Raw genomic sequence first — 13637 nt, 5'->3', positions numbered from 1 at the left:
GATCCGGCCACTGCACCGTGGCCTGCCCCCCGTCGCCGTCACCGACCCTGACACAGAGTTCATTGCGCACGCAAGGATTACTCGGGTTCGCTCGGTTGGTATCCGGCCAGGAGAGGCCTGTCGAGCCATGATGAAACCGGTAATTACCTGGGGTTTTCCAGAACAGGAAACCGTTCGGGATGGCTGGAACCATGCAGCCAATGCTTGCTGTCGCAAGAAATCAGGCGCTCAGGGCCGCGCCGACCGGGCGGCCGGGCAGCGAAAAGCCCCCTGCCGGGGTTCGGCAGGGGGCGCGATGGGCCCGGACGGCTCAGCGGTCGAGGGTCGGGGCGTAGCGCAGCCTGGCGACGACCGAACTGGTCCTGCTGTCCATGGACGCGACTTCCAGCGCCATGCCGACCTCGCGGCGGAAGAGATTGCCTATGTCCGCGACCATGGTCCGGCCGGCCTCCGTGACCCGCACGACCACGCCTCTGCGGTCCGTCGCGTGGGCCCCCCGCTCGACCAGCCCGCGGCCCTCCAGGCGCTGGACGGCACGGGTGGCCGACGACTGGTTGAGGCCGAGGAGCTGGGCGAGTTCGTTCATGCGGATGCCCGCGGGGTCACCGTTGCTCAGTGCGCGCAGGGAGAGGAAGTCGGTGAGACCCAGCTCGAAGTCCTCGGAGAGTCGCCTGTCCAGTGCGGTACCGACTTCCGCGACGAGAACCGACAGTTGACTCCATAGCTCGACACTGTCTTCCTTGCGCGTTCGCATGATGTCGCCTTCTTCAGGGTGCTCGAAGGATCTTCCCGCCGCCGTAGAGCCCTTCCGGGCGCCGTGCGGGGGGAGGGGAGGCACGTCACGTCCCATGACAGCCGAGCCGTACCCAGAGTACGAGGCGGCAGCAGCCAAGGAAACCCTCCCGTACGCAGGCTTTTTCATGTCTGCACATGGAGGTGTATGGCTCCATGACTCGGTGACCATTCGGCAGGTCGCCTTCGATCCGCATCGGCGCAGGTCGGGTGGGGTGAATCGCATAACGTCCCACCTGTGTGCGGGGAGGTGTTCCTTGCGCACGCAACGACATTCCCCTACTGTCGCCATCGGTCCGGCACCTGGTCACGAGCAGGCGCCGGAGTCCGAGCATTCGTGTGCCGCGCGGTGCCCAGCACCGAGCGCACTCGTCCTAGGGGGAATCGTGCTCAACGTATCCACGGCGGCCTCGTCCACACCGGTGCTCGCCGGTCTGCCCACCGCGCGGGCCGTGGACCACTACGCCTTCACCGTCCCGGACCTCGACGAGGCCATCGCCTTCTTCACCGGCGTGCTGGGGGGTGAACTCTGTTACCGGGAGGGGCCGGTCGAGGACCCCGGCGGCGACTGGATGACCCGGAAGCTGGGCGTGCACGCACGGGCGCGGGCCCAGGTCGCCCTGGTCCGTCTCGGCCCGTACAGCAATCTGGAGCTCTTCGAGTACACCGCGCCGGGCCAGATCACCTCGCCGCCCGGCCCGAACGACGTGGGCGGTCATCACCTGGCCCTGATGGTCGCGGACCTGGACACGGCGGAGGAGCATCTGCGCCGGTCGGCCACCGTCCGCCTCGGCCCGTCGGACGCCCGCGCCGGGACCCGTCGGTGGTTTCTGACCCCGTGGGGCATGCTGCTCTCGCTGCGCGGTCCGGGCCGCCGGGACGACCGTGGCTTCGTCCCCGCCGAGACGCCGTACGCCAACGCCAACCCCAACGCCGTCGAGCGTTCGCTGGGCCTGCTGGGGGTGGAGCACGTGAGTTACACCGTCGCCGATCTCGCCGCCGCCACCGCCTTCTTCACGGACGTCCTCGGAGCGGAACCGGTGGAGAGCCCGCAGCACCCGGCGGACCGGTCGGACGGGCACTGGCCGCCCGGCACCGAGCACTCCCGCAGGACACTGCTGCGCACCGGCCCCACCGCCAACTGTGAACTGATCCAGAGCGGAACGGGCGCCCTGCGGTCGCGGCCCCCGCGCAACAGCGACGTCGGCGGCCATCATCTGGCCTTCTACGTCGACGACGTGGACGCGGCCGCCGCCCATCTGCGCGAGCAGGAGGGCGTGACGCTGATGGGCGAGCCGGAGACGATCACGCAGGGTCCGATCGCCGGCGACCGCTGGCTCTACTTCAGCACCCCGATCGGCATCCAGATGGAGATCATCAACATGCCGGACGGCTCCCTGCCGTACGAGGCGCTGACCTCGGCGCGCCGCGCGACACCCGGTGACCTGCGCTGGCACGACCGCCCCTGACCGAAGGCGTGTTCCTGCTCGGCATCGGGCCCTGTTCTGTCCGGCGCGCCGGCCGAGCACACCGGCACAGCCGCACACCTCTACGACTTTCGACCATCCAGGGGGAATCCGCATGGGAACGCTCGTCAGGTTACCCACCCGTCCGCCCGGGCCGCTGCCCGGAGCGGCGGCCGACGTGACACTCTGGCTCGACTGCCGGCGCACGCTTCCGGAGGCGGTCGCCCGGTCTCGGGCCGAAGCCGCGCAGACGGTCCGTGACGTGCTGCCGCCGGCCGCCGAGGGCGCGCCGGCCGGCCACCTGACCGCGAACGGCACGGTCGTCGCCGGTCCCGTCCACGGGCCCGCCGAGTTCCGACGTCTGCTGCGCGGGCTGCTGTCGGAGGCCTCGGCCGCACCCGCACCCGCCCCCGGCCCGCAGGGTCGCCCCGTCGCGGTCGCCGTCGAGTACTCCATCCCGGCCGTCGACGCCCTGGTCAACGCCGGCCTCGACCGGATCGGCGGCTGCGAGGCCAAGGCCATGCGGTTCCGCGCCGGAGTCGCCGGAGCCCACCTCCTGTACGACATGCTGCGGCGCGAACTGCGTTCCCCGGGCTGGGCCCACGCATCGGCGCGCGGCATCCCGGCGCCGTACCTGCTGTGGTCCACCGCGCCCTGCGCCGGCCCCGACCGGGGCGCCGAGTACGCCGAGCAGTGTCTGTTCCCCGGGACGGCCGTGGCGCTCACGCCCGCCGCCCTGCGGACGTTCGTGGAGCGCCGCGCCGTCACCGGACCCACCGCGCTCGACCTCGTGGAGGCCCGCCGCGTCGTCGGCATCCTCGACTGGTTCGGCATCCGCCTCGACACACTCGTCGGCGCCCAGGCCCCGACGACCGGCTGACACCACCGGATCGCGCCCCGCCCCGCGCACCCGCGCGGCCGCGGCGATCGGGCGCGCCCCCCGCTCACACGTTGTCCCACCATTCCAAGGACTCACCCATGTCTTCACCCATGTCCTCGCCCGCCGGCCCGCCCACCACCGTGCGCAAGCCCGTGCACCGGCGGACCTTCCTGTCCGGTACGGCCGTCGCGGGCGGCGCCCTCGCCGTCACCGCCGCCGGAATCAGCCCCGCCACCGCGGCCGCGACGGCCCGCGCCGATGCTCCCGCGGCCGTGCCCGCCGTCACCGTGCGTCCCTCGGACCGGCGTTACGCGGACCTTCGACGCGGCACCAACCAGCGCTGGGTCGGCAGTCCCGACCAGATCGTCCTCGCCACCTCCACCGGCGACGTCGTACGGGCCGTACAGCAGGCGGTCGACTCCGGCCGGCGGCTGGCCGTACGCAGCGGCGGCCACTGCTACGAGGACTTCACCACTCACCAGGAGATCGCGGTCGTCCTCGACCTGTCCCGCATGGACGACATCTCCTACGACGAACGCCGCCGGGCGTTCTCCGTGCAGCCCGGCGCCGCCCTCGGCCGGGTCTACGACCGCCTCTACAAGGGCTGGGGCGTCTACCTCCCGGCCGGCAACTGCCCCACCGTCGCGGCAGGCGGGCACATCCAGGGCGGGGGCTACGGCTCCATGAGTCGGCGGGACGGGCTCGCGGTCGACCACCTGTACGGCATCGAGATCGTGGTCGTGCAGGCGGACGGCACCGCCCGCGCCGTCACCGCCACGCGCGAGCCCGACGACCCCCACCGCGAGCTGTGGTGGGCCCACACGGGAGGCGGCGGCGGCAACTTCGGCGTGGTGACCCGCTACTGGCTGCGCTCCCACGACGCCAGGGGCGACGATCCGACCGCACAGTTGCCCACTCCGCCGCGCGAGGTGTGGCTGAGCGAGGTGGCCTGGCCCTGGGAGCAGCTGACCGAGGCCCGCTTCAGCCGTCTGATGTGGAACCACGGCGAATGGCACACCCACAACAGTGCCCCCGACTCCCCGTACACCGCGTTGTTCAGCCAGCTCAAGCCGTTCCACAGGTCGAACGGAGCGGTGGTGCTCGACTCGCTGATCGACGCCGGCGTTCCCGGCGCCGAGCGCCTGCTCCAGAACTACATATCCGAGGTCGGCGCCGGTCTCGGCATCCAGCCCCAGGTCCGCCAGTACCGGCGGGTGCCCTGGCTGCACGCCACCCAGTGGCCCGGCTTCACCGGCCCGGACCCCACGGTCAGGTTCAAGGGCAAGTCCGTCTACGCACGGCGCACCTACACGGACGTCCAGATCGCCGCGGCCCACCACCACCTGACCCGCGACGACTTCCACAACCCGAGCGCGCTGCTCATGATCGCGTCGTACGGGGGCGCGGTGAACCGTGTCGCCTCCGCCGACACCGCCGTGCCGCAGCGGGACTCCGTTCTCAAGTACCAGGTCGTCTCCCTGTGGAACGACGCGGCGGACGACGACGCCCACATCACCTGGGTCCGGGAGTGCTACCGCGACATGTTCGCCGCGACCGGCGGTGTGCCGGTGCCGAACGAGACCAACGACGGCTGCTTCGTCAACTACGCCGACGTCGACCTCGGTGACCCCCGATGGAACACCTCCGGCGTGCCGTGGCACGACCTCTACTACAAGAACGGCTACCGACGGCTCCAGAAGGTCAAGGCCACCTGGGACCCCACCGGACTGTTCCGGCACGCCCAGTCGATCCGGCCCGCCTGATCACGTCGGCCGGCGGCCGCCACCAGGCCGCCGCGCCGGCCCCCCTGGCACCCGCCGCCGCCCTGCCACCCTCCCGCCCTCACACCTCGAGGTGATCCTCGTGTCCGTTGACTCCGCCGTGCCCGGGCGCTCGTCCCGGCTGCCCTCGCTGACCGGGATGCGGTTCTTCGCCGCCTTCCTGGTGTTCCTGTTCCATCTGTCGCTGCTCGACGCCTACTCCACCCCCGGCCAGGGCCACGGCCCCTTCGCCTCCGCCCTGAAGAACGGCGGCTGGGCCGGCGTCACCTTCTTCTTCATCCTCAGCGGCTTCGTCCTGGCCTGGTCCGCCCGGGACAACGACACCACCCGCGCCTTCTGGGGGCGCCGACTGGCCAAGGTCTACCCCAACCATGTCGTCACCTTCTTCTTCGCCCTCGCCATGTACGCCTACGCCTCGGCGACCTGGGGACGCGGTGTCCCCAACCTCCTGCTGCTCCAGGCGTGGATACCGAAGGCCGATGTGTTCTTCAGCGTCAACAACCCCAGTTGGTCGCTCTCCTGCGAGCTGGTCTTCTACCTGCTGTTCCCGCTGCTGCACCGGGCGGTGCAGCGGATCCGCGCCGAGCGGCTGTGGTGGTGGGCGGCCGGGACCGCCACGGCGATCGTGCTGCTGCCGCTGCTCGTCCAGCTGTCGCCCACCGGGGAGACGTTCGGGCCGAGCCACGCCAACTCTCCGCTGTACGGCCACTCGATCACCCAGATGTGGCTCGTCTACATCTTCCCGCCGCTGCGGGTGCTGGACTTCCTGCTCGGCATCCTGATGGCCAGGATCGTGCTGTCCCGCCGGTGGATCGGCCTCGGCGTGCTGCCCGCGCTGGCGCTCACGGTGGCGGCGTACGCGCTGAGCCTGCGGGTTCCGTTCCTCTTCTCACTGAACGCGGTCGTCGTGATCCCGTTCGCCCTGCTCATCGCCGCCGCGGCGGCACGTGACGCGTCGGGGCGGGGTACCGCGGTGGCCGGACGCGTGTGGGTGTGGCTGGGCGAGGTGTCCTTCGCCTTCTACCTGATCCACCAGGTCCTGCTGTCCTTCACCCAGGAACGGCTCGGCTTCCGGGAGACGGACTCGCTCGCCGCCGCCATCGGCGTGGCCGCGCTCGTCGCCGCGGTGAGCCTGCTGCTGGCCTGGCTGCTGTACGTCGGCGTCGAGCGACCCGCGGTGCGGGCCTGGGCGCGCCGAGCGCGGGCGGCCCGGGCGGCCGAGGCGCCGGCCGCCGTGCGTTCTCCCCGGGACGACAGCGACCGGCCCGTCACCATCGGCACCACCTGAGACCTCACGTTCCCGTCGCACACGTCGATGCGCGGTGCGTCCCCGTCCGGCACGGAAGCGATCGCTCCCGTGCCGGAACGGCGGTCGCGCCGCGCCGCGCGGCGACGGCCACCAAGGAGATCCCATGCCGCTTCCCGTCCTCGCGATGATGCTCTGCACCTTCTGCATCGGCACCGCCGAGAGCGTCATCGCCGGCATCCTGCCGGCCATCGGGCACGACGTCGGCGTCTCGCTCACCTCCGTCGGCATGCTGATCAGCGTGTACGCCGTCGCGGTCGTCATCGTCGGCCCGTTGCTCACGGCGGCCACCGGCCGGCTCCGCCGAGCGCTGCTCATGCCGGGCATGATGGCCGTGTTCATCGTCGGCAACGTGCTGGCCGCACTCGCCCCGGACTTCCGCTGGCTGGTCGTCGGCCGGGTGGTGAGCGCACTGGCCCACTCCACCCTGATCGCCGCCTTCGTGGCGGCGGCACGGGACATGGCGCCCGCCGACCGACGGGCCGCATGGGGTGCCAAAATCACTCTCGGTATCGGTCTGTCCAGCGTCGTCGGCGTCCCCGCAGGCACTCTGATCGGCAACCTCTTCGGCTGGCGCGCGACCTTCTGGGCGCTCGCCGCACTGAGCCTGGCAGCCACCCTCCTGCTCATGCGCCGCGCAGTGCCCGAGGCCCCGCCGGTAACGGTGACGCCCGACGACCGGCGGACAGTGCCCGGGGCCGCCCGGCCGTTCGTCCTCCCCGGCCCCCTGCTGCTCGTCGCCCTGGTCATCATGCTCGGCACCGGAGGGGTGTTCGCCCTCTACACCTACGCGTCGCCCTATCTCACGCAGGCCGCCGGGTTCGGCCCGCAGGCCGTCACCGTGCTGCTTCTGCTCTACGGCGCGGGCGGCATCGTCGGCAACACGGTGGGCGGCCGGGCAGCCGACCGCTCCCCGTACGCGGCCGTGCTCATCACCCTGGGCGCGTCGACGGCCGGCCTTGTGCTGCTCGCCCTGCTGCCCGGCAGCCGATGGGCCGTGGCCGTCCTCTTCTGCCTCCTCGGAGCCGCCTACTTCGGCACGATTCCGGCGCTCAACACCCAGACCGTGACGACCGCCGGCACGACGTCGCCGACGATGGCCCTGACCATCAACAACTCGGCCTTCTGCGTGGGGATCGCGCTCGGGAGCTGGCTCGGGGGCTTTCTGCTGGCCCACGGCCGCTCACTGCCTTCGGTGGCCGCGGCCGGGGCGACACTGACCGCTGCGGCCGTGCTGCTCGCGGCCGCCTGCCCCGGCCGTCGGAACAGTCCTGCGGTCGGCCCCGCACCCGCGGCCCGGGCGGCGGACAGGACCGCCGCGGTCACCGGCGGCAGCGAGACGACCGGCTGACCACCGAAGGACGTCGCGCAGTAATCTCAGTGCGGTGGGAGCAGGCGTACCCCAGACTTTCCGGGGTGATCGTCATACAGCCCGTCCTGGAGATCCACGCCTCCGACGGCTTCACCCTCTGGCCAGCCGCCGAATCCCGGCCGTACGGCTTCCTGCCGCTCAGCGGCGCACTCCGTCCTGCCGAGGTCGGCACAGCGGTGATGCGCATCGCCGAGTGCAACGACATCGACCCCGAGGACGACGATCGCCCACCACGACCCGCCGACCCACTCGGAGGCTTCCTGCACGGACTCCTGACCATGGACCACCTCTTCGCGTCCGGCGGCCTGCGGATCACGGACACCGCCACCGGCACGACCCTGCTGCCGGGCTGCTGCAACGGGCTGGAGGAGAGGTGCGACTGGCTCGAGGTCGTCGACGGCGACGGCTGGGCCTCCTTCGGCCACGACCCCTCTCCGCTCGCCGAACGCCACGGCGAAGTCGTCCGACTGACGGTCGACGCCGAGCACGACGACAGTCCGCTGATCGAGGTCCCCGTCACCGACCTGCGTCGCCTGCTCGCCGGCGCAGAGCGGGACCTGGTCGACTTCCTCCGACTGGCCGCCGCCTGGGCCGCGCGGCACCTGCCCGATCACGCCACTCCGGTCACCTCGGCCCTCGGCCGCGCTCTGGACCTGCCCGCACCCGTGACACGGGGGTGAAGCGGCCGGTGGTGTGGTGCCGACCCGCCCGATCGCCGTCCTGGCAAGATGGCGCCATGGAACGTGTGCTTGGAATCGGTGGGTACTTCCTGCGGGCGACCGACCCGGCGGCCCTGAGCGCCTGGTATCGCGATTGCCTGGGCCTGGACGCCGATGAGAACGGCCTGTGGAATCAGGGAGCCGGCCCGACGGTGTTCGCGACGTTCGAGTCCGAGACCGACTACTTCGGATCCCGCGCCCAGCGCACCATGCTCAACTTCCGGGTCCGCGACCTGGAAGCGATGCTCGCGCAATTGCGCGCCAAGGGAGCGGACGTGACCGAAGAGACGCAGGACATGGAGGGCGTCGGTCGATTCGGCTGGGTCACCGATCCGGAGGGCAACCGGATCGAGCTGTGGCAGCCCGCCTGACCGCGCCTCCACGCGGGCGGTGACGCTCTCGTAGCCGTACAGGCCGGCACGACCAGGCGGAGGTCGGCGCCATAGCCGTACTCCGCCCGGGCCGTGACCCGTGTGACCCTCCGGCGCCGGCGGGACCAGGACCGTCGGCGGTCGGCATCGTGGCGCTGCGGAGGACATGGCGAAGTGGCACCGCATGCTCGAGGTGGTCCGTCCCCCTGGGAACGGGACGGGCAGAGTTCCTTCTCCGTCATGCTCCGAGCCGCGAGGTGCCCCGTGCCCCGAGCTGTCTGTTCAGGTGCCGTCAGCTTCGGCTTGGTCACTTCTCTGAACCACGGCTGCTGGCCGGCTTCGCGAAGTGCCCTGCGCCAGTGCCGATGAGACGGTTGCTCAGCGTCACTTCGCCTACAGCCCTATGAGTGTTCGCCGAGTTGGAGGATGCCTGCGAGGGAGAAGCACAGGGCGCCGGTGAGTGTGGCCCAGTTGGCGATGTCGGAGTTGACCAGGCTGCCGGTGGCGGGGCGGGTGTAGGCAGCGAGCGCCGAGACCATGAACAGGACGGACCCGAGCTGGTTGACGGTGACGATCCACCAGCCGAGGTTGTGCGGCCGGACGCAGAGCCGTCCGTGGCAGATCTCGACGAAGGCCAGGTGGCCGGAGAGCAGGAAGAGAATGCAGCCGATCACGTCGGGCGCCCAGATCAGCCGGTTGACCTGCTGGACGGTCAGACCCTGAAGAAAGGAGTCCAGCAGGTCTACGGCGAAGACGAGTGTGCCCGCGAAGAGGACGAACGTGCTCAGCCAGTCCACCCGCGTCGGCTCATAGCGCCACCATCGCCAGTGGCGGGTGACCAACCGTCCTTCGCCGCCGATGACGTGGCGGGGTGCGTTGATCACCTGGAGCAGCGAGACGTACCCGCCGGTGGTGAAGAACAGGCCGCCCGCGAAGTAGATCGAGGCGCACTCGGTGGCGTCGCCGGAGCCGAGTTGGGCGACGGCCGCGCCGGCCGCGAAGAGGGCCCCGCCGAAGACGAAGGCGATCGAGGCGATGGCGTTGAGCCGGCGCAGCCGGGTGATCGAAACGGCGTCCGCACGGATGTGACGAGTGGCCGCCGCACTGCGAGGACGAACGGCCAGCACCCCACGCCGCCGCGCGAGCCGGGACTCCCACACGGCAGTGCCGCCGTCGGGAAGGTGCCAGGTGAGCCGGGTGGTGAACGGTCCCGCGCCCTCGGCGCGCTGCTCAGGTTGCCCCACGGGCCGAGCCTAGAACCCGGGCAGGACCGAAGACGGGCGAAACGCCGTCCCGGCGAGCCGTCGCTTCAGCGTGCACGCTGCGGCACGGTGCCCGGGCCGGACCCGCTGAGCTGGCGGCCGTCGTGGACGACGACGGCCTTGGGCGGAGGTGCGGATGGTCGGGATGACGGGCTCGGCCGCAAGGGGCTCCAGCTCTCGGGCGGGTCCGGAAGGAGATGTCGGCGTTCAGACTTGTCGAAACGCCGCGACGCGGCAGGGCGCCGGATGATGTGTGGTCTCTTCTCCCTCGGGCCCATGGGTAGGCAGACTGTCCCTACTGCCGCAGCGACGTGGGGGACGCATGGAATGGGATGGGGCCGAACTGTCCGAGGCGATCAGCGCGGTGAGGGCGGGGCTGGCGCAAGCGCAGCAGGATGGCGACGGCCTGCCGTTTCGTTTCACCGTCAAGGATGTCGTGCTTGACTTGGCCGTTGAGATTCGCCGTACGACCTCTGCCGGAGGAGGCGTGAAGGCGTTCGTCGTGTCCGCCGACGCTCGTGGCGAGAGGGCTCATACAGCATCGCACCGGATGACGATCACCTTGGCTGTGGCCCCGAGCGACGGCAACGACCTGCTGATCGGCAGCCGGGGCACAGATCGTGGCGGCCAGATCGAGGAAGCGGAGTAGTCAGAGAGGCTCGGGATGACATGGGCAGCCAGATCACGCGCCGTTGAGGTCGTCAACCGTACAGCGCAGTCGTACGGGTCCGGCTGCCTGATTGCGCCAGGGCTGGTGCTGACCGCACGACACGTCGCCCAGCCCGGCACAGGCCGCATCCAGGTGCGAGACCTGGAAGGTGGCGATTTCGCTGAAGCCCTCACCATCTGGGACCAGTCCTCCGGCGACATCACCCTGCTGCGGATCGAACACCGCAACTTCGGTGAGACGGTGCCGGTGGTGCGGTTCGGCGAACTTGTCGGAACCGACCCGGCGCACCGGCCTCGCTGCACCACGACCGGCTTTCCTCGGTCCATGCGCCGCAGAGCAGGTACCGCAGGGGCGTACGTCGACGACGCCAAGACCGTCGACGGCTACGTCACACCCGCCACCGGGGCGCGCTCACAGAGGTACGCACTGGAGATCGGTCGTGCCCTACCCGCCGACGTCGCCGACTGGCAGGGCATGTCCGGGGCCGGCCTGTTCTGCGAGGGAGTACTCGTCGGTGTCATCGCGTCGGTGCCCACGCGGCTCCAGGGATTACTGCTGGCGATCCCTGTCGTGAACCTGCTCTCCGACGACGGCTTCGTCCGGGCGGTTGCCGAGCACACGGGGATGCGTCCCCAACTGCTGCCCGCCGACCTGCAACCGCTACTGACTGGCGTGCCTGAGCCGCGGCTGTCCTCCACCTACCTGCTGGACCCCCGCGCCCAGGTCGTCTCACTGACAGGTATGACCCACCTGATCAGCAGGATCGAACGGTGGTGCCACAGCCGCGACGGCCTGGACGTCGCCGCGGTCACCGGGCTGGGCGGCACCGGTAAATCCCGCCTGGTGACCGAAATTCTCAAACGCCTCGCCCACCCGCCCCCGGCACAACCCAAGACGCCTCCGGCGCAGCCATGGGCCGGCGGATTCCTCGCCGAGCACCCCCGCCACACTGACTATCGGATGCTGGCCTCCGCCCACCGCCCCCTGCTGATCGCCGTCGACTTCGCTGAGACCCGCCGCTCACAGATCCTCGACCTGGCCCGTGCCGTCGCCGAATCCCGCGAGGGAGGCCCGGCGATCCGCATTCTGCTGCTGGCCCGCAGACACGCCAGTTGGTGGCCACAGTTGCGGCGAGAACTGCGCATCTTGCACGCAGGCCTCGTCGAGCAGTCCTTCTCTGTTCGACCCCACGACGTATGGGACGTCGAGAACCCGACAGACGTGTATGAGACGGCGAAATCATCCTTCGTGGAACGCATCCGCCAGCTACAGCAAGCCGGCCACGGCGACAGCACATGGAAGCAGGTCGGAGCCGCCGACATCCCATGTGTGTTCGGCGATGACACCTCATCGAGCGGCCACACCACCCCCGTGATTTACCGTCATATCAGCGCGTTGGCCGACGTGCTCACCTGTGCCAACCCCGAAGCCGTCCGCCGCGACCACCCGCTGCAAGTGCTCCTCGCCACCGAGGAGGACTACCTGCGCAGGGTCGCCGAAGCACTGCTGCCTCCTCAAACGTTCGACGCCCCGCTGATCCGCAGCCTGGTCACAGCCCAGTACCTCGCCGGTGCCGGCGACATCGCCCAGGCCCGAGCAGTCGTCACAGCGGCCTTCGACGCCCACCACCACGGCTTCGGCTCCGCGGCCCCGCCCGACAAACGCCTACTCGCCTCGTGGGTGAACGTCCTGGCCACCGCCTACCCCGCCACTGATCACAGCCACTGGGGCGCTATCGGCGAACCACTCGCCGCCGTCCTCCTCGGCGAAGTCGAGAGCGAAAGCGGCCACACCTTCGTCGAGGACTTCCTCACCCATGAGGCCCTCATCGCCGAACAGCACCATCACGCTTTGCAGGCCATCGCCCGCAGCGCCAGCGAGCAACCCCACACCACAGCCAGCGCCCACCGCGCTGTGGCCGCCGCGCCCGAACGACTCCTCGATCCCGCCCTGAAGGCCGTCACTGCGCTGAAACCGGATCATGCCCGCCTGTGGCTGCGCCTCCTGCACGAAGCCCTTCTCCAAACCGTCGCGCACTCCCGCAGTGATCAGGAGACCCGTACCTGGGGCCTGGACATTCTCGCCCGCGCCCGACGATTTGCCGTCGAAGCCGAGGATGAGTTGGCCGTACAAATAGATGTCCTGCTCGCCGCCGGTGATGCTCTGTCGGACAGCAACCCGCAGGGAGCGACCCACGATCAACTCCTGGAGGTCCCGCGAGCGGCCGTCGAGATCAACCTGAAGGCCGGACCGGTCCGCCGAGCCGTCGTTGCCCTCACAGCCACCCTGCATCTGGCGATCACGGTGATTGTCACGCTGGTCGCGGCTCTGGAAGCCGCTCCGGCAGAGCAATGGATCTGGCTGCTCGTCCCGGCGACTCTGGGGACTCACCTCACCGTAGCCGCCCTCTATACACGCTCTCGCTTCAGCGTCAACCCACTGACGGTATTGGCACCGCCCCTCGCTGTTTTGCTCCTCGTTGTCAGCGGGACGCACGTGAGCCACAGCCATCCGCCACCTGGATTCCTGCCAGCCTGGCTGATGTGGTCCGTCCTGACCAGCGTCGGACTGTACAACCTCACCCTCGCAGCTCATCTGTGGTTCGGGCCTTCAAAGCCTGGGAAGGGTGCTCACGGGCTGAGCAGCTTCGACAGCGGAGTCACGGCTACGCGTCCTGAGACACAGAGCCGCAAAGCACTGCATACGGTGCTGACGCGCTTGCTGAGGAAGTCAGGGTCCCGGCGTTTGCGATAGACCCGGACGTGCTTGCCAAACGGAAGCTGGTCGGTCATTCCCCGCATTGACGCGCTCCCCTCAGCCTGCTCGACGGAGTTTCACACCTGCACGCGGCACTCATCCGAGCAGGAGTCCCGCCTGCGCATTTGTCCAGCTGGGGCGTTTGATCGTTGTTACTCTCCAACGGTCTCGTCTGTTGGACCGGGTTCTGGCTCGTGCTTCATCGCAGTGGCCGGAACACTCATCGGTTCTCTTCCGGGGTATCAGTTCCAGAAGCGTGTG

At 70.0% G+C, this 13637-nt stretch carries 11 protein-coding genes; 9 read left to right on the top strand and 2 right to left on the bottom strand.

The features are described 5' to 3' along the window. Positions 1-310: 310 nt before the first annotated feature. Complete coding sequence (locus G9272_RS02345; protein ID WP_171394940.1) at positions 311-754, bottom strand: MarR family winged helix-turn-helix transcriptional regulator; 444 nt, start codon at positions 752-754, stop codon at positions 311-313. A gap of 424 nt (positions 755-1178) precedes the next feature. Between G9272_RS02345 and G9272_RS02340 the strand changes: the two genes are divergently transcribed. From G9272_RS02340 to G9272_RS02310, 7 genes are all read left to right on the top strand, one after another. Further along, the gene (locus tag G9272_RS02340; RefSeq protein WP_171394939.1) at positions 1179-2261 is read left to right on the top strand and encodes a VOC family protein; all 1083 of its coding nucleotides are present in this window, start codon (positions 1179-1181) and stop codon (positions 2259-2261) included. Between the two features lie 112 nt (positions 2262-2373). Then, positions 2374-3138 (top strand): hypothetical protein, encoded by a 765-nt coding sequence (locus G9272_RS02335; RefSeq protein WP_171394938.1) that lies wholly within the window; start codon positions 2374-2376, stop codon positions 3136-3138. Between the two features lie 98 nt (positions 3139-3236). Further along, a complete protein-coding gene (locus tag G9272_RS02330) occupies positions 3237-4901 on the top strand; it encodes an FAD-binding oxidoreductase (RefSeq protein WP_253267680.1) in 1665 nt (554 codons plus the stop codon). A gap of 100 nt (positions 4902-5001) precedes the next feature. Continuing rightward, a complete protein-coding gene (locus G9272_RS02325) occupies positions 5002-6207 on the top strand; it encodes an acyltransferase family protein (protein WP_253267679.1) in 1206 nt (401 codons plus the stop codon). A gap of 124 nt (positions 6208-6331) precedes the next feature. After that, positions 6332-7576, top strand: coding sequence for an MFS transporter (locus G9272_RS02320; protein ID WP_171394937.1), 1245 nt, complete (start codon positions 6332-6334; stop codon positions 7574-7576). A gap of 65 nt (positions 7577-7641) precedes the next feature. After that, positions 7642-8277, top strand: coding sequence for a hypothetical protein (locus G9272_RS02315; protein WP_171394936.1), 636 nt, complete (start codon positions 7642-7644; stop codon positions 8275-8277). 56 nt (positions 8278-8333) lie between these two features. Further along, on the top strand, positions 8334-8687 hold the full coding sequence (locus tag G9272_RS02310; RefSeq protein ID WP_171394935.1) for a VOC family protein: 354 nt from the start codon (positions 8334-8336) through the stop codon (positions 8685-8687). 401 nt (positions 8688-9088) lie between these two features. On the opposite strand, the gene G9272_RS02305 is transcribed toward G9272_RS02310, so the two are convergent. Continuing rightward, positions 9089-9931 carry a hypothetical protein gene (locus tag G9272_RS02305; protein WP_171394934.1) on the bottom strand — a complete coding sequence of 281 codons (843 nt, stop codon included), beginning with the start codon at positions 9929-9931 and terminating at the stop codon, positions 9089-9091. A 340-nt stretch (positions 9932-10271) separates the two neighbouring features. On the opposite strand from G9272_RS02305, the gene G9272_RS02300 reads away from it, so the two are divergent. Further along, complete coding sequence (locus G9272_RS02300; RefSeq protein WP_171394933.1) at positions 10272-10598, top strand: trypco2 family protein; 327 nt, start codon at positions 10272-10274, stop codon at positions 10596-10598. A gap of 15 nt (positions 10599-10613) precedes the next feature. Then, the gene (locus G9272_RS02295; protein WP_171394932.1) at positions 10614-13373 is read left to right on the top strand and encodes a S1 family peptidase; all 2760 of its coding nucleotides are present in this window, start codon (positions 10614-10616) and stop codon (positions 13371-13373) included. Positions 13374-13637: the final 264 nt, after the last annotated feature.

It is taken from the genome of Streptomyces asoensis (genome assembly GCF_013085465.1).
Classification (GTDB): Bacteria; Actinomycetota; Actinomycetes; order Streptomycetales; family Streptomycetaceae; genus Streptomyces; species Streptomyces cacaoi_A.
Note: the sequence above shows the minus strand (reverse complement) of the source record. Positions and strands in the feature narration are given on the sequence as shown.